This is a genomic window from Streptomyces sp. NPDC107454 (assembly GCF_055582885.1).
This window is the reverse complement of sequence record NZ_JBVJPA010000007.1, coordinates 113,960-136,718: the sequence shown is the minus strand read 5'-3', so window position 1 is coordinate 136,718 and position 22,759 is coordinate 113,960. Positions and strand designations below refer to the sequence as shown.

Here is a 22,759-nt window from a genome sequence, read left to right as displayed (position 1 = left end):
ACGCTTCACGAAGACACTGAGAGCTTCAAGAGGACACTGAGACATGTACAAGCTTTTCTTCCGCCTGGTCTTCAAGCGGATGGACCCCGAGCAGGCCCACCACCTCGCCTTCCGCTGGATCCGGCTCACCGCCCGTATCCCGGTGCTGCGTACGTTCGTCGCCGCCGCGCTCGCGCCCCGCCACAAGGAGCTGCGGACCGAGGCGTTCGGCCTGCGGATGCACGGTCCCTTCGGGCTCGCGGCGGGCTTCGACAAGAACGCCGTCGCGATCGACGGGATGTCGATGCTCGGCTTCGACCACATCGAGATCGGCACGGTCACGGGGGAGCCGCAGCCGGGCAACCCCAAGAAGCGGCTGTTCCGCCTCGTGCCGGACCGGGCGCTGATCAACCGCATGGGGTTCAACAACGAGGGCTCCGCGGCCGTCAGCGAGCGCCTGAGGGCCCGTACGCCCGTCTTCAAGACCGTCGTGGGCGTCAACATCGGCAAGACCAAGGTCGTCCCCGAGGAGGAGGCCGTCGGCGACTACGTGAAGTCGACCGAGCGGCTCGCCCGGCACGCGGACTACCTCGTGGTGAACGTGAGCTCGCCGAACACGCCCGGCCTGCGCAACCTCCAGGCCACCGAGGCACTGCGGCCGCTGTTGAGCGCCGTCCGCGAGGCCGCCGACCGCGCGGTCACCGGCCGGCGCGTGCCGCTGCTCGTCAAGATCGCGCCCGACCTCGCGGACGAGGACGTCGACGCGGTCGCCGACCTCGCCGTCGAGCTCGGCCTGGACGGGATCATCGCCACGAACACCACCATCGCGCGCGAAGGACTCGGTTTGAAGTCCGAACCCTCGCTCGTCAAGGAGACCGGCGGACTCTCGGGCGCGCCGCTGAAGGCACGCTCCCTGGAGGTGCTGCGCCGCCTCTACGCGCGCGTGGGCGACCGGATCACCCTGGTGGGCGTCGGTGGCATCGAGAACGCCGAGGACGCCTGGCAGCGCATCCTGGCCGGCGCCACGCTGGTCCAGGGGTACAGCTCGTTCATCTACGAGGGTCCCTTCTGGGGCCGGGCGATCCACAAGGGGCTCGCCGCCCGCCTCCGCACCAGCCCGTACGCCACCCTCGCCGACGCGGTCGGCGCCGACGTGAGGAAGTCCGCATGAGCCTGGAACCCTTTGGCGCACGTCTTCGCCGTGCCATGGACGAGCGCGGCCCGCTGTGCGTCGGCATCGACCCGCACGCCTCGCTGCTCACCGGCTGGGGCCTGAACGACGACATCGCGGGCCTGGAGCGGTTCTGCCGCACCGTCGTCGAGGCGCTGGCCGAGCGGGTCGCGGTCCTCAAGCCGCAGAGCGCGTTCTTCGAGCGGTTCGGGTCGCGGGGCATCGCCGTCCTGGAGAAGTCGGTCGAGGAGGCGCGGGCGGCCGGGGCGCTGGTCGTGATGGACGCCAAGCGCGGTGACATCGGCTCCACCATGGCCGCGTACGCGGAGACCTTCCTGCGCAAGGACGCGCCGCTCTTCTCGGACGCGCTGACCGTGTCGCCGTACCTCGGCTACGGCTCGCTGAAGCCCGCGGTGGACCTGGCGCGCGAGAACGGGGCCGGGCTCTTCGTCCTCGCGCTCACCTCGAACCCGGAGGGTGGCGAGGTGCAGCACGCGGTCCGCGGGGACGGCCGTGACGTCGGAGCGACCATGCTGGCCCACCTCGCCGCCGAGAACGCGGGAGAGACGCCCCTGGGGTCCTTCGGCGCGGTCGTCGGCGCCACGCTGGGCGATCTCTCCTCCTACGACCTGGCCATCAACGGACCGCTCCTGGCACCCGGCATCGGTGCTCAGGGAGCCACGGCGGCCGATCTGGCGGGCGTCTTCGGGGCGGCGGTGCGCAATGTCGTGCCGAACGTGAGCCGGGGTGTTCTTCGTCACGGTCCCGACGTGGTCGCGCTGCGTACGTCCGCCGAACGCTTCGCGGAGGAGATCAGAGCCGCCGTGGCGGCCGTCTGAGTCCTCCGACAGCCGTTCGGGAGTCCTCCGATGAGTGCCTTCGGAGCGTCGCGAGTCTGAATACATCCTCAAATCCGGGGCAGTATGTCGTAAATGTCCGGCTCCAGGGAGGCTGACCAGGACTTTTCCGCTGTTCTCGCTGACTCCGGCGCGCTTGCCCGCTAGTCTCCGTCGAGAGCGAATGGGCAAGCGTGTTGCTCGTAGCTCCCCAGGTGTGGGGTCGACTAGGTTCCTCACCGGTCCGTATCCGACAGTTCGACATCCGAGGTGACGTAGGCGTGGCTCTTCCGCCCCTTACCCCTGAACAGCGCGCAGCCGCGCTCGAAAAGGCCGCCGCGGCTCGCCGGGAGCGGGCCGAGGTCAAGAATCGACTCAAGCACTCCGGCGCCTCCCTTCACGAGGTCATCAAGCAGGGCCAGGAGAACGACGTCATCGGCAAGATGAAGGTCTCCGCCCTCCTGGAGTCCCTGCCGGGCGTGGGCAAGGTCCGCGCCAAGCAGATCATGGAGCGACTCGGTATCTCCGAGAGCCGCCGCGTACGCGGCCTCGGCTCGAACCAGATCGCTTCTCTGGAGCGTGAGTTCGGCGGCTCCGGCGCCTGAGTCCTGGGCATACCGGGATTGCTGGAATAATCGCTGCATGAGTGAACGTCCGCGGCTGACCGTGCTCTCCGGCCCCTCTGGGGTCGGCAAGAGCACGGTCGTCGCCCATATGCGCAAGGAACACCCCGAGGTCTGGCTCTCGGTGTCGGCGACGACCCGCAAGCCGCGCCCCGGTGAGAAGCATGGAGTCCACTACTTCTTCGTCTCCGACGAGGAGATGGACAAGCTGATCGCCAACGGCGAGCTGCTGGAGTGGGCCGAATTCGCCGGCAACCGCTATGGGACGCCGCGTGCCGCCGTCCTGGAGCACCTGGAGTCGGGTGTGCCCGTCCTCCTGGAGATCGACCTCCAGGGTGCGCGGCAGGTCCGCGAGTCCATGTCGGAGGCCCTGCTCGTGTTCCTGGCTCCGCCCTCCTGGGACGAGCTGGTGCGCAGGCTCACCGGACGGGGCACCGAACCGCCCGAGGTGATCGAGCGCCGCCTGGAGGCGGCCAAGATCGAACTGGCGGCCGAGCCGGAGTTCGATGTCACCCTGGTCAACACCTCCGTCGAGGACGTGGCGCGTGAGCTGCTAGCCTTGGTGGAAGTTGTTTGATCTTTCAGGTCACTTTTAGGTCATTTCCACCTTTCGGAAGGCAGAGCGTGTCCTCTTCCATTACCGCTCCCGAGGGCATCATCAACCCTCCGATCGACGAGCTCCTCGAGGCCACCGACTCGAAGTACAGCCTCGTGATCTACGCGGCCAAGCGCGCCCGCCAGATCAACGCGTACTACTCGCAGCTCGGCGAGGGCCTCCTTGAGTACGTCGGTCCGCTCGTCGACACCCACGTCCACGAGAAGCCGCTGTCGATCGCCCTGCGCGAGATCAACGCGGGTCTGCTGACGTCCGAGGCCGTCGAGGGCCCCGCGCAGTAGTCGTTCAATCGCTCATCCCAGGCCCGGCGGCGCGACCGCCGGGCCTGTGGTGTGTCATGGAGTCGTACGTTTCCGAGCTCGGGGAGAGACGGTGGACAAGCCCAAGGTCGTGCTGGGAGTCAGCGGTGGCATCGCCGCGTACAAGGCCTGTGAGCTGCTGCGCAGGCTGACGGAGTCGGGCCACGACGTGCGCGTCGTCCCCACCGCCTCCGCGCTGCACTTCGTCGGCGCCGCCACCTGGTCCGCGCTCTCCGGCCACCCTGTCTCCACCGAGGTCTGGTCGGACGTCCACGAGGTCCCGCACGTCCGCATCGGACAGCACGCGGACCTGGTGGTGGTGGCTCCGGCGACGGCCGACATGCTGGCCAAGGCCGCCCACGGCCTGGCCGACGACCTCCTCACCAACACCCTGCTCACGGCCCGCTGCCCGGTCGTCTTCGCGCCCGCCATGCACACCGAGATGTGGGAGCACCCCGCCACCCAGGAGAACGTGGCGACGCTGCGCCGCCGTGGCGCCGTCGTCATCGAGCCCGCGGTGGGGCGCCTGACCGGTGTCGACACCGGCAAGGGACGGCTGCCCGACCCCACGGAGATCTTCGAGGTCTGCCGCCGGGTGCTCGCCCGCGGCGTGACCGAGCCCGATCTGGCCGGCCGCCACGTCGTCGTCAGCGCCGGCGGTACCCGAGAGCCCCTCGACCCCGTCCGCTTCCTCGGCAACCGCTCCTCAGGCAAGCAGGGGTACGCCCTGGCGCGCACGGCGGCCGCGCGGGGCGCCCGGGTCACGCTGATCGCCGCCAACACCGGACTGCCGGACCCGGCGGGCGTGGACGTGGTGCAGGTCGGGACGGCCGTGCAGCTGCGCGAGGCGGTCCTCAAGGCGGCCTCGGACGCCGACGCCGTGGTGATGGCGGCCGCGGTGGCGGACTTCCGCCCCGCCGCCTACGCGGCCGGGAAGATCAAGAAGAAGGACGACCAGGAACCGGAGCCGATCGTTCTGGTCCGCAATCCGGACATCCTCGCGGAGATCTCGGCGGACCGTGCCCGCCCCGGCCAGGTGGTCGTCGGTTTCGCCGCCGAGACGGACGACGTCCTCGCCAACGGCCGTACGAAGCTGGCGCGCAAGGGGTGCGATCTTCTCGTCGTGAACGAGGTGGGGGAGCGCAAGACCTTCGGTGCCGAGGAGAACGAGGCCGTGGTGCTGGGGGCCGACGGCAGTGAGACCCCGGTGCCGTACGGACCCAAGGAGGCTCTGGCCGAGATGGTGTGGGACCTGGTGACACGCCGACTGGTGTGAATGTCTCATTAACCCCACCAGCCGCGTCCATCAGCGCGAAATCGCCCGTGGTGACCCTGGTGGAGACCGATCGTCATGGCGCAGAATGCCCGTGCCGCAGGTCACAGCGCTTCCGAGAAGCGAGACAGGGGGGCCTGTGGGCGAGTGCGACCGATAAACTGTTCTCGGACGACGCCGAGCGCAGCTCTCGTCCCGTCCACCAATGATCAGCCAGCAGCCGCTGCAACCACAGGGAGCGTTGTGTCCCGTCGCCTGTTCACCTCGGAGTCCGTGACCGAGGGTCACCCCGACAAGATCGCTGACCAGATCAGCGACACCATTCTCGATGCGCTTCTGCGCGAGGACCCGACGTCCCGGGTCGCCGTGGAGACGCTGATCACGACCGGCCTGGTGCACGTGGCCGGCGAGGTCACGACCAAGGCGTACGCGCCGATCGCCCAGCTGGTCCGCGACAAGATCCTGGAGATCGGTTACGACTCGTCGAAGAAGGGCTTCGACGGAGCTTCCTGTGGTGTCTCGGTGTCGATCGGCTCGCAGTCGCCCGACATCGCGCAGGGTGTCGACACGGCGTACGAGAACCGGGTCGAGGGCGACGAGGACGAGCTCGACAAGCAGGGCGCGGGCGACCAGGGCCTGATGTTCGGGTACGCGACGGACGAGACGCCGGAGCTGATGCCGCTCCCGATCCACCTCGCGCACCGCCTGTCGCGCCGCCTCTCCGAGGTCCGCAAGAACGGGACGATCCCCTACCTCCGTCCCGACGGCAAGACCCAGGTCACCATCGAGTACGACGGCGACAAGGCGGTCCGCCTGGACACGGTCGTCGTCTCCTCGCAGCACGCGTCGGACATCGACCTCGACTCCCTCCTCGCCCCCGACATCCGCGAGTTCGTGGTCGAGCCCGAGCTCAAGGCTCTCCTCGACGACGGCATCAAGCTGGAGACCGAGGGCTACCGCCTTCTGGTGAACCCGACCGGCCGCTTCGAGATCGGCGGCCCGATGGGCGACGCGGGCCTCACCGGTCGCAAGATCATCATCGACACGTACGGCGGCATGGCCCGCCACGGCGGCGGCGCCTTCTCGGGCAAGGACCCGTCCAAGGTCGACCGCTCCGCCGCCTACGCCATGCGCTGGGTCGCCAAGAACGTCGTCGCCGCGGGCCTCGCCTCCCGCTGCGAGGTCCAGGTCGCCTACGCCATCGGCAAGGCCGAGCCGGTCGGCCTCTTCGTCGAGACCTTCGGCACCGCCAAGGTCGACGCCGAGAAGATCGAGACCGCCATCGCCGAGGTCTTCGACCTCCGCCCGGCGGCCATCATCCGCGACCTCGACCTGCTGCGCCCGATCTACTCCCAGACGGCCGCCTACGGTCACTTCGGCCGCGAGCTGCCCGACTTCACGTGGGAGCGCACGGACCGCGTGGAGGCCCTGCGCAAGGCCGTCGGCCTGTAGACGACGTCTGCACGGTGAGGCCCGGTACCCCTTCGGGGGCGCCGGGCCTCACCGTTTCCCGGCGGGAGTCAGTCAGGGGCCGGGCGCGGCGGTTGGACAAATCGGTGGTGCGGGTGGGGTCGGGGTTCGTAGGGTCGGGGTCTCCCGGTGCGATGGCCGCGGTTACTTCGGTGGAGTGCGCCCAGGGCGCGCGGTGATTCTGGATCATGGTCCGCTGCCGCTTGGAACTCGGGAGGACTGACGTCGTGGCGTCCGGTGCGATGGTCACGGGTACTTCCGGGGTGTGATCCCCTCGCAGGTTCGAATCCTGCTGCCGGTCCTTGGACCGGTATGGCCGAGTGGTCCATGGCAGAAGCGCCCTCGGGGCGTTCGTGATCCGTGGCCGGCTTGATCTCGGGCGCGCGGCGGTGTCAGTGGGGTCTGGTAGGAATGTTGCTGTGAGCAGCGCGAACGGGTGGGGTGAGGGCGGCGCGGAGGGTGCGCCGCCCGAGCAGCTTGCGTTGATCCGGGAAGGGGTGCGGCAGGCCAGGGCACCCAAGGCGAAGCCGCGCACGTGGCGGGGGGCGAAGCTCGCCGAGGAGCTGCCGGTCGCACGGGTCCTCGTCGACAAGGGCGTGCTGCACCTCGACCGTTATTTCGACTACGCCGTGCCCGCGGAGCTGGACGCCGAGGCACAGCCGGGCGTGCGGGTCCGGGTGCGGTTCGGGGCCGGGCGGCACCGGGTGCGGGAGGGCCGCCGTGAGGGCGGAGGGCTGATCGACGGGTTCCTCGTCGAGCGGCTCGCCGAGTCCGACTACTCCGGGCCGCTCGCCGCGCTCGCCCAGGTCGTGTCGCCCGAGCCCGTGCTCGGGCCCGAGCTGCTGGGACTCGCGCGCGCCGTCGCCGACCGGTACGCGGGGAGCCTCGCCGACGTGCTGCAGCTCGCGGTCCCGCCGCGCAACGCGCGGGCCGAGCAGAAGCCCTCGCCCGCGCCGCTTCCTCCGCCCGGCATACCCGAGACCGGTTCCTGGACGCGATACGGGCGGGGGGCCGCCTTTCTCGAGTCGCTCGCCGCGGGCGGGGCACCGCGGGCCGTGTGGAACGCGTTGCCGGGGCCCGGCTGGGCCGACGAGATCGCCAGAGCCGTGGGCGCGACGCTCGCCTCGGGGCGGGGCGCGCTCGTCGTCGTGCCGGACGGCCGGGCCGTCACACGGGTGGACGCCGCGCTGTCCGCTGTGCTGGGAGAGGGGCAGCACGCGGTGCTCACGGCCGAGGCCGGCCCCGAGAAGCGGTACCGGGAGTGGCTGGCCGTGCGGCGTGGGTCCGTACGGGCCGTCGTGGGGACCCGGGCCGCCATGTTCGCGCCAGTACGGGATCTGGGACTCGTCGTCATCTGGGACGACGGCGACGACAGCCACAGCGAGCAGCACGCGCCGCAGCCGCATGCCCGGGAAGTGCTGCTGCTGCGGGCAGCCCATGACAAGTGCGCCTTCCTGTTGGGGAGTTGGGGCTGCACGGTGGAGGCGGCGCAGCTGGTCGAGAGCGGGTGGGCGCTGCCGCTGGTCGCCGAACGGGAGCAGGTGCGGGCGAGCGCGCCGCTCGTGCGGACCGTGGGGGACGGGGACCTCGCGCGGGACGAGGCGGCGCGGGCCGCCCGGCTGCCGACCCTCGCCTGGCAGGTGGTGAGGGACGGCCTGCGGCACGGGCCCGTACTGGTGCAGGTCCCGCGGCGTGGATACGTACCGCGAATGGCCTGTGCGCAGTGCCGGGCTCCGGCTCGCTGCCGGCACTGCGCGGGACCGCTGGAGGCGCGGGACGCCGGGGCACTGCAGTGCACCTGGTGCGGGCGGGACGAGGCGGCCTGGCACTGTCCCGAGTGCGGGGGGTTCCGGCTGCGGGCCCAGGTCGTGGGCGCGCGGCGGACCGCGGAGGAGCTGGGGCGGGCGTTTCCGGCCGTGCCCGTGCGGACGTCGGGACGCGAGCAGGTGCTCGACACGGTCCCGGGTGCGCCCGCGCTCGTCGTGAGCACGCCGGGGGCCGAGCCCGTCGCCGAGGGCGGGTACGCGGCGGCGTTGCTGCTCGACGGCTGGACGATGCTGTCGCGGCCCGATCTGCGGGCCGGCGAGGACGCGCTGCGACGGTGGATCGGCGCGGCGGCACTGGTCCGCGGGCAGGGGGCGGGGGGCACGGTCGTGGTCGTCGCGGAGCCGACCCTGCGGCCCGTGCAGGCACTCGTGCGGTGGGATCCCGTCGGGCACGCGGTGCGGGAGCTCGCCGAGCGGGCCGAGCTCGGGTTTCCGCCGGTGTCCCGGATGGCGGCGGTGTCGGGTACGGCGGAGGCGCTCGCCGGGTTCCTGGCCGTGGTGGAGCTTCCGGGCGATGCGGAGGTGCTGGGGCCGGTGCCGCTGCCCGTCACACAGGCCGGGGGACCGCGGCGGGTGGGGGCGCCGCCGCCGGGGGAGCAGTGGGAGCGGGCGCTCGTTCGGGTGCCGCCGGGGAGCGGGGCGGCGCTGGCGGCCGCGCTGAAGGCCGCCCAGGCGGCGCGGATGGCACGGGGCGGCAGTGAGCCCGTACGGATTCGGATCGATCCGCCGGACATCGGGTGACGAGCGTCGGTCCGCCCCCCGTCCGGGCCCCCCGACCTGGGCCGCCTCCCGGCTTCGATGGTGCCGGGAGGCAGGCGAGAGGTGGGGTCAGCCGTTGCGGGGGCCCGGGAACGCTGTGGGCCTGACCTCGTCGCGGAGGGTGGGGCTGCCCGCGGTCGGCTGGGTCGGCATGGAGCGGGCGGCGGGGACCGTCGCCGCCGTGGGGATGCCCGTGTTGACGGCGACCGTGCGGGTGCCCGAGGTCTCCGTGGAGCGCTCGGCCTCGGCGGCGGCCTGCGCGGCGGCGCGGCGGGCGCCGTAACGGCGGTGCACCGCCTGCTTGGTGACCCCGAGGGCGGAGCCCACCGCGTCCCAGGAGAAGCCCAGGGAGCGGTCGAAGTCCACGGCGGCCGTGACCAGGGTCTCGACGCTGTCCCGCAGCTCCTGGGCGAGGCGGACGGTCGGGGCGGGGGCGCGTCCGTAGACGACGAAGCCCGCGGAGGGGCCGGAGCGGCGCGGGCGGTAGACATTGCCCAGTTGTGCGGTGAGCGTGCGCAGTGCGTCCACCTGCCGGCGGACCCGCTCGATGTCCCGCACCAGCAAGTGCAGGCTGGCCCGAGCCTGGGCGTCGTGGGTTGCGTGGTCGGCCATGAACAAGCCTCTCGAACCGGCGTTGAAAAGGATCGGGCCGCGATCGCGGCCCGTTGTGGTCAACTCTCTCTTGACCAACGCGTTTGCGGGTGAGTGGTCACGCTGCGGGGGCGTAAGGGCATATGCACAGGGCGCGTCCGGGGGCGTACGCCCCCGGTGCGCCGTTGTCCCGCCTCGGTCTTCGGCGCTTGTTCGTATGTTCGACGCGCTGCCCGTCGAACCCCCGGGCCGCCGAGCCGTCGAGCCGCATAGACTGGTGCGCTGCCCCGTACCCCGTCAGGACCGGCGGGTGTGCAGGGCCCTGAAGCGTTCCCGCCCGAGAGGCCAGCCGCCACCCATGAAGCTCGTCTTCGCAGGTACCCCCGAGGTCGCCGTTCCCGCACTCGACGCCTTGATCTCCTCCGGGCGGCACGAGGTCGCCGCCGTGGTCACGCGGCCCGACGCGCCCGCCGGCCGGGGACGGCGGCTTGTCGCGAGTCCGGTCGCCGAGCGGGCGGAGGAGGCCGGCATCGAGGTGCTGAAGCCGGTCAAGCCGCGGGACGAGGACTTTCTGGCCCGGCTGAGGGAGATCGGGCCCGACGCCTGCCCCGTGGTGGCGTACGGGGCGCTGCTGCCCCGGGTCGCCCTCGACGTGCCGGCCCACGGATGGGTCAATCTGCACTTCTCCCTGCTGCCCGCCTGGCGCGGCGCCGCCCCCGTGCAACACGCGGTCATGGCGGGCGACGAGATCACCGGTGCCTCCACCTTCCTCATCGAGGAGGGGCTCGACTCGGGGCCGGTGTACGGGACCGTCACCGAGGAGATCCGGCGCACCGACACCAGCGGGGACCTGCTCACCCGGCTCGCCTTCGCCGGTGCCGGCCTGCTCGTCGCGACCATGGACGGCATCGAGGACGGCACCCTGAAGGCCGTACCGCAGCCTGCCGACGGCATCACCCTGGCGCCGAAGATCACCGTCGAGAACGCCCACGTCGACTGGTCCGCACCGGCGCTGCGCGTCGACCGGATGGTGCGCGGGTGCACGCCCGCGCCCGGTGCCTGGACCGCCTTCCGCGGCGAGCGGCTCAAGCTCATCCACGCCACGCCCGTGCCCGAGCGCACCGACCTCGCCCCGGGCGAACTGTCCGTGGGCAAGAACAACGTGTACGTCGGGACCGGCTCGTACGCCGTGGAACTGCTCTGGGTCCAGGCCCAGGGCAAGAAGCCGATGCGTGCGGCCGACTGGGCCCGTGGGGTGCGCATCGCCTCCGGGGAGCGGCTCGGGGCCTGACGCGCGGCCGTACGTCCACCGTGAGGTGACCCCGTAGTACTTGTCGGCCGGCCGCTGGAAGTCCGCGGCCGCCGCGTCCCGCGGCGGGCGGAACTCCCGCTGTGGTTGTACAACTCCCGTGGTGACACGCGAAGTTGACGCACCGTCCGGGATCCGGAGCCGGGCTGCGGCGACGCCCTCTTCGCGCTCGGCATCACCCCGTCGCCTGATCGAGGCCTTCGCCCGGCAGCACGGGTGCGCGCGGGACGCCGCGCCACCCGACCTGGGCGTGCTGACCTCGCGCGACGCGAGGTCGAGGTGCTGAAGCTGACCGCCCGGAGCCTGTCCGACCTGGAGGTCCACTGATGATCCCGGGCGGCTGAGGTGCGGGCGGGCCGGCCAGGAGACGTGGGCCGTCCGGCCGACCACGTCCGTCCGGAAGTACGCTGGAAGGGTCGAACCATCCAGGATCCGGAGCACCTTTTTCGTGACTGAGCAGTCCCGCGGGCCGCGCAAGCCCGGCAAGCCCTACCGCCGCCCCCAGAAGGACCCGGTCCGCATGCTCGCCTTCGAGGCGCTGCGGGCCGTGGACGAGCGCGACGCGTACGCGAACCTCGTGCTGCCGCCGCTGCTGCGGAAGGCGCGCGAGAAGGAGGGCCCGGAGAAGTTCGACGCGCGGGACGCGGCGCTGGCCACCGAGCTGGTGTACGGGACGCTGCGCCGGCAGGGGACGTACGACGCCGTCATCGCGGCCTGTGTGGACCGGCCGCTGCGAGAAGTCGATCCGCCCGTGCTCGATGTGCTCAGCCTCGGCGTGCACCAACTGCTCGGGACGCGCATCCCGACGCACGCCGCCGTGTCCGCCTCCGTCGAACTCGCCCGCGTCGTACTCGGCGACGGGCGCGCCAAGTTCGTCAACGCCGTGCTGCGCAAGGTCGCCCGGCAGGATCTCGACGCCTGGCTGGAGCAGGTCGCGCCGCCCTACGACGAGGACCCCGAGGACCACCTCGCCGTCGTGCACTCGCACCCGCGCTGGGTCGTCTCGGCGCTGTGGGACTCGCTGGGCGGCGGCCGTGCCGGGATCGAGGACCTGCTGGAGGCCGACAACGAGCGGCCCGAGGTGACGCTCGTGGCGCGGCCCGGGCGTTCCACCGCAGGCGAACTCCTCGGCGTCCTCGGGGAGGAGTCCGCGCTGCCGGGACGCTGGTCGCCGTACGCCGTGCGGCTCAGCGAGGGCGGCGAGCCCGGTGCCATCGACGCCGTACGGGAAGGGCGTGCGGGCGTCCAGGACGAGGGCAGCCAGCTGGTGGCGCTCGCTCTCGCGAACGCGCCGCTCGACGGCCGGGACAAGGCGTGGCTGGACGGCTGCGCGGGCCCCGGCGGCAAGGCCGCCATGCTCGCCGGACTGGCCGCCGAGCGCGGCGCCGCGCTGCTCGCCGCGGAGAAGCAGCCGCACCGGGCGGGTCTGGTGGCGAAGGCGCTCGCGGGCAATCCCGGCCCCTACCAGGTCATCGCCGCCGACGGCACCCGTCCGCCGTGGCTGCCCGGCACCTTCGACCGGGTGCTCATGGACGTGCCCTGCACAGGTCTTGGCGCCCTGCGCCGCCGCCCCGAGGCCCGCTGGCGGCGCCGTCCCGAGGACCTGGACGGCTTCGCGCCCCTCCAGCGCGGGCTGTTGCGGACGGCGCTGGACTCCGTACGGGTCGGCGGCGTCGTCGGGTACGCGACCTGCTCGCCGCACCTCGCCGAGACCCGCGCGGTCGTGGACGACGTCCTCAAGCACTACGACACGGGCTCCGCCGAACTCCTCGACGCCCGCCCGCTCCTGCCCGGCGTACCGGCGCTGGGCGACGGCCCCGACGTACAGCTGTGGCCGCATCTGCACGGTACGGACGCCATGTATCTGGCGCTGATCCGCCGGACGGCGTGACCTCTCCCAGCGCCGACAACAGCCCGAAGGCGTACCCTTTCTCGTATTCGGAGAAAAGGCAGGAGCGGAGTAGGACGAGGCGTGTTCACCCCCGTCCGAGCGCAATATGAGAGATATCGCCTGATCCTCCGAGTTCACCATTCTCGTATTTGAGGGCGTGAATGATGGCAGCGCGTGTGGATCCCGATCGTTCCGAGTGGGACGTCATCGTCCTGGGCGGTGCCGCGGCCGGGGAGAACGCGGCCCGGTACGCCACGCAGTTCTCCGGTCTGGACGCGGTGCTGGTCGAGGCGGAGTTGCTGGGCGGCGAGTGCTCGTACTGGGCCTGCATGCCCAGCAAGGCCCTGTTGCGCCCGGCCGAGGTGCTGGACGGCGGACGGCATGTGCCGGGTGTGTCCTCGCTGTTGACCGGGCGCGAGCTGGACGTGCGGGCGGTACTGGCCCGCCGGGACACCGTCGTGAACGGCCTCGACGACTCCTCGCAGATCGGCTGGGCGCTCGGCGTCGGCATCGATGTCGTGCGCGGGTACGGGCGGCTCGCCGGGGAGCGCGCGGTGGTGGTGGAGACGGCGGCCGACGGCACCCGGGTGCTGACCGCACGGCACGCGGTGGTGATCGACACGGGCTCCTGCACCACCGTGCCGACGATCCCCGGCATGAGCGAGGCACTCCCCTGGACGTCCCGCGACGTCACCAATCTGCACGAGGTGCCGCGCCGGGTCGTGGTGCTGGGCGGTGGGGTGGTCGCGTGCGAGGCGGCGACCTGGCTGAAGCCGCTGGGCGTCGAGGAGTTGAGCGTCGTGTACCGGCGCTCCGGCCTGCTGGCCCGGGCGGAGCCCTTCGCCGGGAGCATGGTGGGTGACCGGTTGACGGCCGCGGGGGTGCGGTTGCTTCCCGGCCGGTCGATCACCGAGGTGCGGCGCGACGATCCCCGCGACACGGGGGTCGGGCTGCCGCACGGCGGCGAGGTCACCGTCCTGCTGGACGACGGGAGCACGCTCGTCGCCGACGAACTGGTGCTCGCCACCGGCCGTACGCCGAACACCCAGGACATCGGCCTGTCGTCGGTGGGATGCCCCGACGGCGGCTTTCTGGAGGTCGACGACGAGCAGGCCGTACGGGCGGTGGACGGGCACTGGCTGTACGCGGTCGGTGATGTCTGCGGACGTGCGCTGCTGACCCACATGGGCAAGTACCAGGCGCGGATCGCCGGTGAGGTGATCGCCGCCCGTGCCACGCAAGGGCGGTTGGACGGAGCGGGGAGTGGCGTGCCGGGCTCCGCCGACGGACACCGGGGCAATCCGCAGGTGACCTTCACCGACCCGGAGGTCGGATCGGCCGGCATGACCGAGCGGGAGGCGCGCGCGGCAGGACTCGACGTGGCGACGGTCGAGTACGACATGGCCGCGCTGGCCGGCACCTACGTGCGGCGCGAGGACTACCTCGGGCGCGCCAAACTGGTCGTCGACCGGGGTACCGACACGGTGGCGGGCGCGACGTTCGTCGGCTCGGGCGTCGCGGAACTCGTCCACTCCGCCACGACGGCCATCGTCGCGCGCGTGCCGCTTCCCGTGCTGTGGCATGTCGTGCCCAGCTACCCCACCGCGAGTGAGGTGTGGCTCCGCCTGCTGGAGGCGTACCGCGCGGAAGAGCGGCGTGTCGGGTAGCGTGAAATTCCCGTCATGCATTTCAGCCGATCAGGGATCCCGCACGTAACTCGATCGAAAGAAATACGCCATGCCTTTCATTTCCACGAAGGATGACACGGAAATCTATTACAAGGACTGGGGTACGGGGCAGCCGGTCGTGTTCAGCCATGGCTGGCCGCTGAATGCCGACGCCTGGGACCCCCAGGTCCGCATGATGGCCGAAAACGGCTTCCGTGCGATCGCGCACGACCGCCGCGGCCACGGACGCTCGGGTCAACCGTGGGACGGAAACGACCTGGACACGTACGCGGACGACCTCGCGCAGTTGATCGAGGCCCTCGATCTGCGTGATGTGATCCTGGTCGGCCACTCCACCGGTGGCGGCGAGGTGACGCGCTACATCGGCCGCCACGGCACGGGACGGGTCGCCAAGGCCGTCCTCCTCGGCGCGATCCCGCCGCTGATGCTCAAGACGGAAGCGAACCCCGAGGGGCTGCCGTTGGAGGTCTTCGACGAGATCCGCAAGGGCGTCGCGACCGACCGCTCGCAGTTCTACGAGGACCTCAGCGCGCCCTTCTTCGGTGCCAACCGGCCCGGTTCGCAGGTGTCCCAGGGCACGCGGGACGCGTTTTGGCTGTGGTCCCTGCAAGTGGGGATCAAGGGCTCGTACGACTGCGTAAAGGCGTTCTCCGAGACCGACCTCACCGAGGACCTGAAGCGGTTCGACGTCCCCACCCTGATCGCGCACGGCGACGACGACCAGATCGTGCCCATCGTCGCGGCCGCGGAGAAGTCCTCGAAAATCGTCAAGGACGCCACGCTGAAGGTGTACCCGGGTGCCCCGCACGGCCTGTCGATGGTCGCCCCGTTCAAGGACGTCTTCGACGCCGACCTGCTGGCCTTCGCCCGCGGCTGAAGCCACCGGCGGCACCCCGACCGTGTCGGGCGCGACACCCGCGAAGCGGTCCCGTCGCCGCCCCGGTGCGGCCCGGGCACGGCGCGTGTAGGGCACAGGTAGGGCGCCGGTATGTCTCAGGTACGGTCCAGGAGCCGGACCGAGGAGAGCAACCGGCCCGGGGCATGGCAGGCTTGGGGCATGGCCGTGCAGATCAACCCCAGCATTCTGTCCGCGGACTTCGCCCGTCTTGCCCAGGAGGCACAGGCGGTGGAGGGCGCGGACTGGCTCCATGTCGACGTCATGGACAACCATTTCGTCCCGAACCTCACGCTCGGTGTGCCGGTCGTAGAGTCCCTGGCCCGTGCGACGGACACGCCGCTGGACTGCCATCTGATGATCGCGGACCCCGATCGGTGGGCACCCCAGTACGTCGAAGCGGGTGCCGGTTCCGTCACCTTCCATGTCGAGGCGGCCGCCGCGCCGGTGCGGCTCGCCCGCGAGATCCGGGCCAAGGGCGCCCGCGCCTCCATGGCGCTCAAGCCCGCGACCCCCATCGAGCCGTACGAGGACCTGCTTCCCGAGCTCGACATGCTGCTGATCATGACGGTCGAGCCCGGTTTCGGCGGCCAGGCGTTCCTGGACATCATGCTGCCGAAGATCCGCCGCACCCGAGAGCTGATCAGCAAGCACGGCCTCGAGCTCTGGCTTCAGGTCGACGGCGGTGTGTCGGCGTCCACCATCGAGCAGTGCGCGGAGGCGGGCGCGGACGTCTTCGTCGCCGGCTCGGCCGTGTACGGGGCCGCGGATCCGGCCCAGGCGGTACATGCATTGCGCACTCAGGCTCAGGGCGCGACGGCCCATGCGGCGTGGGCGTGCGACCACTGACCAAAGGGAACGTGAACGCCGCCCATCAGGGCTGATCAAGTACGCCGGATCTGCAAGGATGAACGGCGAATCCAGAGTGTGAACAGCAGTGAGGAGATCGCCGTGTCGGGTATGTCGGCGGGCCGGTCAGCCATGCGGATGGGACCCGCTGAGCTGGTGCAGGCGGCGGCCATGGCCCGCCGCTTCTACCTCGAGGGCAAATCCAAGATCCAGATCGCCGAGGAGTTCGGCGTCAGCCGCTTCAAGGTGGCCCGGGTCCTGGAGACCGCGCTCGAACGGGATCTCGTGCGGATCGAGATCCGGGTGCCCGCCGAGCTGGACGCGGAGCGCTCGGACGCGCTGCGCGCCCGCTACGGCCTGCGGCACGCCGTCGTGGTCGAGTCCCCGGCGGATGCCGAGGAGTCGCCCGACCCCGAGAACCTCGGTGAAGTCGCCGCCGACCTGCTCGGTGAGCTGGTCAACGAGGGCGATGTGCTGGGCCTGGCCTGGGGCCGCTCCACCATCCACATGGCGGCGGCGCTCGACCGGCTCCCGCCGTGCACGGTGGTGCAGCTGACGGGCGTGTACGACGCCGGGACCGCGGAGCGCGGGTCGGTGGAGGCGGTACGCCGCGCCGCGCAGGTGTCGGGCGGCGACGCCCACCCCATCTACGCGCCGATGCTGCTGCCCGACGCGGCCACCGCGGCCGCGCTGCGCAGCCAGACCGGGATCGCCCGTGCCTTCGAGTACTTCGACAAGGTCACGGTCGCCTGCGTGTCGATCGGCTCCTGGGAGCCCGGCATCTCGACGGTGCACGACATGCTCACCGAGGAGGAGCGCGCCCACTACGCCACCCTCGGTGTCGCCGCCGAGATGTCCGCGCACCTCTTCGACACCGAGGGGCGGCGGGTCGGCCGTGACCTGGGCGAGCGGTGCATCACCGTCGAGGCCGACCGGTTGCGGCGCATCCCCGAGGTCGTGGCGATCGCGGGCGGACAGCGCAAGGCCGCCGCCATCGACGCGGTGCTGCGGTCCGGGCTCGTCACCAGCCTGGTGACGGACACGTCCGCAGCGGACTACCTGATGACTGCGGGCACGACTCCCCGCCCCGCCCTGAACCGGGCGGACCCGGACGGTCCGTGACCCGATAGGAGGCGCTTCGGGGTATCGCCGCGCCGCGCGGCGGGGGGCGTGGCAGCATCGGCGGCATGGTGGTGGTGCGGTGGGTGCCCCGGGCGCTCGTGGGCCTGTTTCTGTGTTTCGGCGTGCTCCTGACGGGCTGCTCGTCGACGGAGCCGGCCGGTACGGGTGCGGTGACGGGAGCCCCGTCGGCGGCCCGTTCGGCGGTTCCGTCCTGGGCCCACGGGATGGGGACGGCCGACGCGGCCCGGCTTCCCGCCGAGGCCCGCACGACGCTCGCCCTCATCGACAAGGGTGGCCCCTTCCCGTACGCCAGGGACGGCATCGTCTTCGGGAACTTCGAGGGCCTGCTGCCCAAGCACCAGCGCGGCTATTACCACGAGTACACGGTCAAGACCCCCGGCGCACAGGATCGGGGAGCCCGTCGCATTGTCACCGGGCAGGGCGGTGAGATCTACTACACCGATGATCACTACAAGTCGTTCAGGGCGGTGCTGAGATGACGGACGGCCCGTTGGCGGAGGTGTTCCGCGCGGCGCGCGCGGTCGGATGGCAGGTCAGCGTCCTCGACCTCACCGGAGTCTCGGACAAGGCGGCCTTCATGGAACGCTGCGTCCGCGCCCTCGACCTGCCCGAATGGTTCGGCCGGAACTGGGACGCCCTCGCGGACTGCCTGGGCGACCCCGACTGGGGTCCCGCCAGCCCGGGCCGCGTCATCCTGGTGAGCGGCTGGCGGTACTACGCCAAGGCCCGCCCCGACGAGTGGGAGATCGCCCAGGAGGTGCTGGAATCGGCCACCGGGCACTACCAGGAGCACGACGCCACGCTGTCGGTCGTCCTCTCCCTTGGAGGATCCGACCAACTGCCCCCTGACCAGCCTGGATGATCTGTCCGGGCATCACATGCAGGTCGCCATGGGACAATGAAGTACGTGCTCTTCCCCCTGGCTGACCTGTCCGGGGGCCACCTCTGATCGACTGGGATGTGCAGCACGTGCGTTTCCTCAACGACATCCAGCCTCCGTACGACCTGACGTACGACGACGTCTTCATGGTCCCCAGCCGCTCCGCGGTGGGCTCCCGGCAGGGCGTGGACCTCAGTGCCCCGGACGGCACGGGCACCACGATCCCGCTGGTCGTCGCCAACATGACCGCGATCGCGGGCCGCCGGATGGCCGAGACCGTCGCCCGCCGGGGTGGTCTCGTGGTCATCCCGCAGGACATTCCGATCGAGGTCGTCACCGAGGTCGTCTCCTGGGTCAAGGGACGCCACCTGGTGCTCGACACCCCCATCGTCCTGGCCCCCCACCAGACCGTCGCCGACGCGCTGGCGCTGCTGCCCAAGCGTGCCCACAACGCGGGCGTCGTCGTCGACGAGGACGGCCGTCCTATCGGCGTGGTCACCGACGCCGACCTCACCGGCGTAGACCGGTTCACGCAGCTGGCCGAGGTCATGTCCCGGGACCTGCTGCTCCTCGACGCCGGCATCGAGCCGCGCGAGGCGTTCAACAAGCTGGACGGCGCCAACCGCCGCTACGCCCCGGCGGTGGACGCCGAGGGCAAGCTCGCCGGCATCCTCACCCGCAAGGGCGCCCTGCGCGCCACGCTCTACACCCCGGCCACCGACGCCGACGGCAAGCTGCGCATCGCGGCCGCCGTGGGCATCAACGGCGATGTCGCGGGCAAGGCCAAGCAGCTCCTCGACGCGGGCGTCGACACGCTCGTCATCGACACCGCGCACGGCCACCAGGAGTCGATGATCAGCGCGATCAGGACCGTGCGCGCGCTCGACCCGCAGGTCCCGATCGTCGCGGGCAACATCGTCGCCGCCGAGGGCGTCAAGGACCTCATCGACGCGGGCGCGGACATCATCAAGGTCGGCGTCGGCCCCGGCGCCATGTGCACCACCCGCATGATGACCGGCGTCGGTCGGCCGCAGTTCTCGGCCGTCCTCGAGTGCGCCGCCGAGGCGAAGAAGTACGGCAAGCACGTGTGGGCCGACGGCGGCGTCCGCCACCCGCGCGACGTGGCCATGGCACTGGCCGCGGGCGCGTCCAACGTGATGGTCGGTTCCTGGTTCGCGGGGACGTACGAGTCACCGGGCGACCTCCAGCAGGACGCCGACGGGCGCCTGTACAAGGAGTCGTTCGGCATGGCGTCCGCGCGCGCGGTCCGCAACCGTACGAGTGAGGAGTCGGCCTACGACCGCGCCCGCAAGGCCCTCTTCGAGGAGGGCATCTCCACCTCGCGGATGTTCCTCGACCCGGGCCGCCCGGGCGTCGAGGACCTGATCGACTCGATCATCGCGGGCGTCCGTTCCTCCTGCACGTACGCGGGCGCGGGCTCCCTGGAGGAGTTCGCCGACAACGCGATCGTCGGCATCCAGAGCGCGGCCGGCTACGCGGAGGGCAAGCCCCTGCACGCCAGCTGGAGCTGACCCCTTTCCACCGTCGTACGGCCCCCGTGGTGCGCCCGCGGGGGCCGTCGGCGTACCTGCCGCGGATCGCCGTACGGGGGCGTGCGCAACCATCGAAAGGCCCCGCGCAACGAACACGCGCCGAGGTGCGATGAACGCAACGATCTTGCGGAGATGCGCAAGGTTGCCGCATTACGCCCGTGAAGCCCGGACTCGTAGGGTCAAGCGCTGTACATGGCGTGGCGGGGACCCCGCTCGGTGGGTCCCTGCTGCCAGGGGTGCCGCCGGTTCCCGCCGTATCGACCGGCAGCGATGAAGGAGCCACCGCGTGCTCGATCCAGGCGCACCCCCGCAGTCCCGCACAGAGTCCGCCGCACCGTCCCCGGGTGTCGGCGCGCGCCTCATGCGCCGCAAGCCCGTGGAACGCCTGGTGGCCGAGGGCGGCCAGGGCGAGGGAGGCTCGCTCAGGCGCTCCCTCGGGCTGTGGCAGCTCACCATGATCAGCATCGGCGCCACCCTCGGCACCGGCATCTTCGTGGTCCTCGGCGAGGCCGTCCCCAAGGCCGGACCCGCGGTCACCCTCTCCTTCGTGATCGCCGGCCTCACGGCGCTCTTCTCGGCTCTCTCGTACGCCGAGCTGGCCGGCACCATCCCGGTCGCCGGCTCCTCGTACTCGTACGCGTACGCAACGATGGGTGAGCTGATCGCCTGGATCTGCGGCTGGTGTCTGGTCCTGGAGTACGGCGTGTCGGTGGCAGCCGTCGCGGTCGGCTGGGGCGAGTACCTCAACGAACTGCTCGACGGCACGATCGGCGTCACCATCCCGGACGCGCTCTCCGCACCCCCCGGCGACGGCGGCATCTTCAACCTGCCCGCCCTGATCGTCGTGATGCTCGCCATGGCCTTCCTGCTCGGCGGCGCCAAGGAGTCCGCGCGCGCCAACACGATCATGGTGGCCGTGAAGATCGTCGCGCTGCTGCTGTTCTGCGCGATCGGCATCCAGGGCTTCAAGTCCGGCAACTACGAGCACTTCATGCCGCTCGGCATGGCGGGTGTCAGTGCCGCCGGTGCCACGCTGTTCTTCTCGTACATCGGCTTCGACGCCGCCTCCACCGCGGGTGAGGAGGCCAAGAACCCGCAGCGCGACCTGCCGCGCGCGATCATGCTCTCGCTGGTCATCGTGACGGCGCTGTACGTCGTCGTCGCGGCCGTCGCCGTCGGCGCCAAGCCCTGGCGGAAGTTCAACGACTCGGAGGCCGCGCTCGCCGAGATCATGAAGAACGTCACCGGGCAGACCTTCTGGGGCACGCTGCTCGCCGCCGGTGCCGTCATCGCCATCGCCAGCGTCGTCCTGACCGTGCTCTACGGCCAGACCCGCATCCTGTTCGCGATGTCCCGCGACGGGCTCGTGCCCAAGGTGTTCTCGCGCGTCCACCCGAAGACCGGCGCGCCTCGCGCGGGCACCGTGATCGTCTCGCTGTTCTGCGGTGTCCTCGCCGCCGCGATCCCGCTCGGCCAGCTCGCCGACGCCACCAGCATCGGCACCCTCTTCGCCTTCGCACTGGTCAATGTGGCCGTCGTGGTGCTGCGCCGGACGCGCCCGGAGATGCGGCGCACCTTCCGGGTGCCGTTGTCGCCGGTGATGCCCGCGATCGGCTTCGCCCTGTGCGTGTGGATGATGGGCAGCCTCTCGGCCGTCACCTGGGTGGTCTTCGGAGTCTGGATGGCCGCCGGGCTCGTGTTCTACTTCAGTTACGGCTACCGCCGCTCCCGTCTCGCGCCATCAGAAAAGTGAAACACCCGCAGTGCTGAACGATCTCGACGAACGCATCGTGCACGCCCTCGCCGAGGACGCCCGCCGCTCCTACGCCGACATCGGCCAACTGGTCGGCCTGTCCGCGCCCGCCGTGAAGCGCCGGGTGGACCGCCTGCGGGCCACGGGTGCCATCACCGGGTTCACCGTGCGGGTGGATCCGGCGGCGCTGGGGTGGGAGACGGAGGGGTTCGTCGAGATCTACTGCCGCCGGAACACCTCGCCGGAGACCATTCAGCGGGGGCTGGAGCGGTATCAGGAAGTGGTGGCCGCTTCCACCGTCACGGGGGAGGCGGACGCGGTGGTGCAGGTCTTCGCTTCCGACATGCGGCACTTCGAGCGGGTGTTGGAGCGCATTGCCGGGGAGCCGTTCGTCGAACGGACCAAGTCGGTGCTGGTGTTGTCTCCTTTGCTGCGGCGGTTTTCGTCCGGGTCGCCCACGTAGGCGCTTCGCCGGGGTGCGTTGTCCGCGTGCGGGTTGGTTGTGGCTGGGCGCGCTCCGCGGCGGAGCCGCTGCATGTCACAGCCTCGCGCCCCTGAAAACGGGGCGCTATCCCCTGCGCCCGCCTACGAGCCGCCCTTACTCCGCCGTCTTCCTCGCCAGCGCGTTGTTGCCGATCGAGTTGCGGACGCTGAAGCTCACCGCGTCCGAGCGGTAGCGGTCGTCGGACCATTCCACCGGGCGGCCTTCGCGGGTGGTGGTGACACGGCGGACCCTCAGGAGGGGACTGGTGCGGCGGACGCCGAGGAGGTCGGCGTCCTGGGCGCCCGCCGCCACCGCGTCGATGACGTGCTCGCCGTAGGCGAAGACCAGGCCGGTGTCCTCGTAGAGCCGCTGGGTGACCGAGGGGCAGTCGGGCTCGATGGCCTCGACGGCGGGGGAGATCCAGTCCGCGTACACGGTCCGCTCCAGGAGGACCGGCTCGCCGTCCAGGCCGCGGACCCGCAGGACGTGCAACACCGGTGTCTGCTCGGGGAGTTGGAGGCGTACGGCGTCCTCCGTGGTCGCCGGGCGGTGCTCCTGCTCGACGACGTGTCCCGTCGCCTCCCGGCCCATCGCGCGGGCCCACTGGGCGAAGCTGCGCAGTTCGGCGAAGCTCTGGCTGCGGCGGCTGGCGAGGACCACCCGGCGGGCGCCCTGGCGGGAGCCGATGAGGCCCTCGGCGGTCAGGGCCGCGACGGCCTGGCGGACCGTGCCGCGTGCCACGCCGTACTGGGCCGCGAGGTCCGTCTCCGCGGGCAGCAGACTGCCCACCGTGTACTCCTCGCGGTCGATGGCGCGCCGCAGCTCGTCGGCGATCTCCTCGTGTCGCGCCGGCATGCTTCCCCTCTGATTC

21 protein-coding genes are annotated in these 22,759 nt (G+C 71.3%); 19 read left to right on the top strand and 2 right to left on the bottom strand.

What is annotated here, in order from left to right; all coding sequences use genetic code 11:
* Positions 1-43: 43 nt before the first annotated feature.
* The 8 genes from ACZ69M_RS18845 (at position 44) to ACZ69M_RS18810 (ending at position 8,834) form a co-directional block, all read left to right on the top strand.
* Positions 44-1,150 carry a quinone-dependent dihydroorotate dehydrogenase gene (locus ACZ69M_RS18845; RefSeq protein WP_470051162.1) on the top strand — a complete coding sequence of 369 codons (1,107 nt, stop codon included), beginning with the start codon at positions 44-46 and terminating at the stop codon, positions 1,148-1,150.
* Positions 1,147-1,989 (top strand): orotidine-5'-phosphate decarboxylase, encoded by an 843-nt coding sequence (pyrF, locus tag ACZ69M_RS18840; RefSeq protein WP_470051160.1) that lies wholly within the window; start codon positions 1,147-1,149, stop codon positions 1,987-1,989. Before ACZ69M_RS18845 ends, pyrF begins: the two co-directional genes overlap by 4 nt.
* 278 nt (positions 1,990-2,267) lie before the next feature.
* Entirely contained in the window at positions 2,268-2,591 is a 324-nt protein-coding gene (locus tag ACZ69M_RS18835) for an integration host factor (RefSeq protein WP_016638838.1), read from the top strand.
* Between the two features lie 37 nt (positions 2,592-2,628).
* Complete coding sequence (gene gmk / locus ACZ69M_RS18830; RefSeq protein WP_054233983.1) at positions 2,629-3,186, top strand: guanylate kinase; 558 nt, start codon at positions 2,629-2,631, stop codon at positions 3,184-3,186.
* 47 nt (positions 3,187-3,233) lie between these two features.
* Positions 3,234-3,506 carry a DNA-directed RNA polymerase subunit omega gene (rpoZ, locus tag ACZ69M_RS18825; protein ID WP_003982715.1) on the top strand — a complete coding sequence of 91 codons (273 nt, stop codon included), beginning with the start codon at positions 3,234-3,236 and terminating at the stop codon, positions 3,504-3,506.
* Positions 3,507-3,597: 91 nt separating this feature from the next.
* Entirely contained in the window at positions 3,598-4,800 is a 1,203-nt protein-coding gene (gene coaBC, locus ACZ69M_RS18820) for a bifunctional phosphopantothenoylcysteine decarboxylase/phosphopantothenate--cysteine ligase CoaBC (RefSeq protein WP_470051157.1), read from the top strand.
* A gap of 240 nt (positions 4,801-5,040) precedes the next feature.
* Positions 5,041-6,249, top strand: coding sequence for a methionine adenosyltransferase (gene metK, locus ACZ69M_RS18815; RefSeq protein ID WP_054233985.1), 1,209 nt, complete (start codon positions 5,041-5,043; stop codon positions 6,247-6,249).
* Positions 6,250-6,686: 437 nt separating this feature from the next.
* A complete protein-coding gene (locus ACZ69M_RS18810; RefSeq protein ID WP_470051155.1) occupies positions 6,687-8,834 on the top strand; it encodes a primosomal protein N' in 2,148 nt (715 codons plus the stop codon).
* A gap of 87 nt (positions 8,835-8,921) precedes the next feature.
* Here the strand turns inward: ACZ69M_RS18810 and ACZ69M_RS18805 are convergent, their stop codons facing one another.
* Complete coding sequence (locus ACZ69M_RS18805) at positions 8,922-9,464, bottom strand: hypothetical protein (protein WP_470051153.1); 543 nt, start codon at positions 9,462-9,464, stop codon at positions 8,922-8,924.
* A gap of 337 nt (positions 9,465-9,801) precedes the next feature.
* Here ACZ69M_RS18805 and fmt point away from each other — a divergent pair, with 337 nt between their 5' ends.
* The 11 genes from fmt (at position 9,802) to ACZ69M_RS18750 (ending at position 21,867) form a co-directional block, all read left to right on the top strand.
* Positions 9,802-10,734, top strand: coding sequence for a methionyl-tRNA formyltransferase (gene fmt / locus ACZ69M_RS18800; protein WP_352049277.1), 933 nt, complete (start codon positions 9,802-9,804; stop codon positions 10,732-10,734).
* Between the two features lie 466 nt (positions 10,735-11,200).
* Complete coding sequence (locus ACZ69M_RS18795; protein ID WP_470051152.1) at positions 11,201-12,643, top strand: RsmB/NOP family class I SAM-dependent RNA methyltransferase; 1,443 nt, start codon at positions 11,201-11,203, stop codon at positions 12,641-12,643.
* Between the two features lie 161 nt (positions 12,644-12,804).
* Positions 12,805-14,310: a dihydrolipoyl dehydrogenase family protein gene (locus ACZ69M_RS18790; protein ID WP_470051150.1), complete on the top strand. Its 1,506-nt coding sequence runs from the start codon at positions 12,805-12,807 to the stop codon at positions 14,308-14,310.
* A 70-nt stretch (positions 14,311-14,380) separates the two neighbouring features.
* On the top strand, positions 14,381-15,208 hold the full coding sequence (locus ACZ69M_RS18785) for an alpha/beta fold hydrolase (protein ID WP_470051148.1): 828 nt from the start codon (positions 14,381-14,383) through the stop codon (positions 15,206-15,208).
* Positions 15,209-15,388: 180 nt separating this feature from the next.
* Complete coding sequence (gene rpe, locus ACZ69M_RS18780; RefSeq protein WP_470051146.1) at positions 15,389-16,075, top strand: ribulose-phosphate 3-epimerase; 687 nt, start codon at positions 15,389-15,391, stop codon at positions 16,073-16,075.
* A 78-nt stretch (positions 16,076-16,153) separates the two neighbouring features.
* Positions 16,154-17,197: a sugar-binding transcriptional regulator gene (locus ACZ69M_RS18775; RefSeq protein WP_470051144.1), complete on the top strand. Its 1,044-nt coding sequence runs from the start codon at positions 16,154-16,156 to the stop codon at positions 17,195-17,197.
* A 68-nt stretch (positions 17,198-17,265) separates the two neighbouring features.
* Positions 17,266-17,697, top strand: a complete 432-nt coding sequence (locus ACZ69M_RS18770; protein WP_470051694.1) for a guanyl-specific ribonuclease — start codon at positions 17,266-17,268, stop codon at positions 17,695-17,697.
* Positions 17,694-18,080, top strand: coding sequence for a barstar family protein (locus ACZ69M_RS18765; protein ID WP_470051142.1), 387 nt, complete (start codon positions 17,694-17,696; stop codon positions 18,078-18,080). The genes ACZ69M_RS18770 and ACZ69M_RS18765 overlap by 4 nt, the downstream gene beginning before the upstream one ends.
* A gap of 107 nt (positions 18,081-18,187) precedes the next feature.
* Positions 18,188-19,630 (top strand): GuaB1 family IMP dehydrogenase-related protein, encoded by a 1,443-nt coding sequence (locus ACZ69M_RS18760; RefSeq protein ID WP_470051692.1) that lies wholly within the window; start codon positions 18,188-18,190, stop codon positions 19,628-19,630.
* Between the two features lie 307 nt (positions 19,631-19,937).
* Positions 19,938-21,404, top strand: a complete 1,467-nt coding sequence (locus ACZ69M_RS18755; RefSeq protein WP_470051140.1) for an amino acid permease — start codon at positions 19,938-19,940, stop codon at positions 21,402-21,404.
* A 10-nt stretch (positions 21,405-21,414) separates the two neighbouring features.
* Positions 21,415-21,867 (top strand): Lrp/AsnC family transcriptional regulator, encoded by a 453-nt coding sequence (locus tag ACZ69M_RS18750; RefSeq protein ID WP_015661832.1) that lies wholly within the window; start codon positions 21,415-21,417, stop codon positions 21,865-21,867.
* A 135-nt stretch (positions 21,868-22,002) separates the two neighbouring features.
* Here ACZ69M_RS18750 and ACZ69M_RS18745 read toward each other — a convergent pair whose 3' ends face one another.
* The gene (locus ACZ69M_RS18745; RefSeq protein WP_470051138.1) at positions 22,003-22,743 is read right to left on the bottom strand and encodes a GntR family transcriptional regulator; all 741 of its coding nucleotides are present in this window, start codon (positions 22,741-22,743) and stop codon (positions 22,003-22,005) included.
* Positions 22,744-22,759: the final 16 nt, after the last annotated feature.

What these genes read in the sequence shown, in the direction of transcription:
- ACZ69M_RS18845 (WP_470051162.1), top strand. Translation starts at nt 44, where the DNA reads ATGTACAAGCTTTTCTTCCGCCTGGTCTTCAAGCGGATGGACCCCGAG.
- pyrF (WP_470051160.1), top strand. Translation starts at nt 1,147, where the DNA reads ATGAGCCTGGAACCCTTTGGCGCACGTCTTCGCCGTGCCATGGACGAG.
- gmk (WP_054233983.1), top strand. Translation starts at nt 2,629, where the DNA reads ATGAGTGAACGTCCGCGGCTGACCGTGCTCTCCGGCCCCTCTGGGGTC.
- ACZ69M_RS18805 (WP_470051153.1), bottom strand. Translation starts at nt 9,464, where the DNA reads ATGGCCGACCACGCAACCCACGACGCCCAGGCTCGGGCCAGCCTGCAC.
- fmt (WP_352049277.1), top strand. Translation starts at nt 9,802, where the DNA reads ATGAAGCTCGTCTTCGCAGGTACCCCCGAGGTCGCCGTTCCCGCACTC.
- ACZ69M_RS18790 (WP_470051150.1), top strand. Translation starts at nt 12,805, where the DNA reads ATGATGGCAGCGCGTGTGGATCCCGATCGTTCCGAGTGGGACGTCATC.
- ACZ69M_RS18785 (WP_470051148.1), top strand. Translation starts at nt 14,381, where the DNA reads ATGCCTTTCATTTCCACGAAGGATGACACGGAAATCTATTACAAGGAC.
- rpe (WP_470051146.1), top strand. Translation starts at nt 15,389, where the DNA reads ATGGCCGTGCAGATCAACCCCAGCATTCTGTCCGCGGACTTCGCCCGT.
- ACZ69M_RS18765 (WP_470051142.1), top strand. Translation starts at nt 17,694, where the DNA reads ATGACGGACGGCCCGTTGGCGGAGGTGTTCCGCGCGGCGCGCGCGGTC.
- ACZ69M_RS18745 (WP_470051138.1), bottom strand. Translation starts at nt 22,743, where the DNA reads ATGCCGGCGCGACACGAGGAGATCGCCGACGAGCTGCGGCGCGCCATC.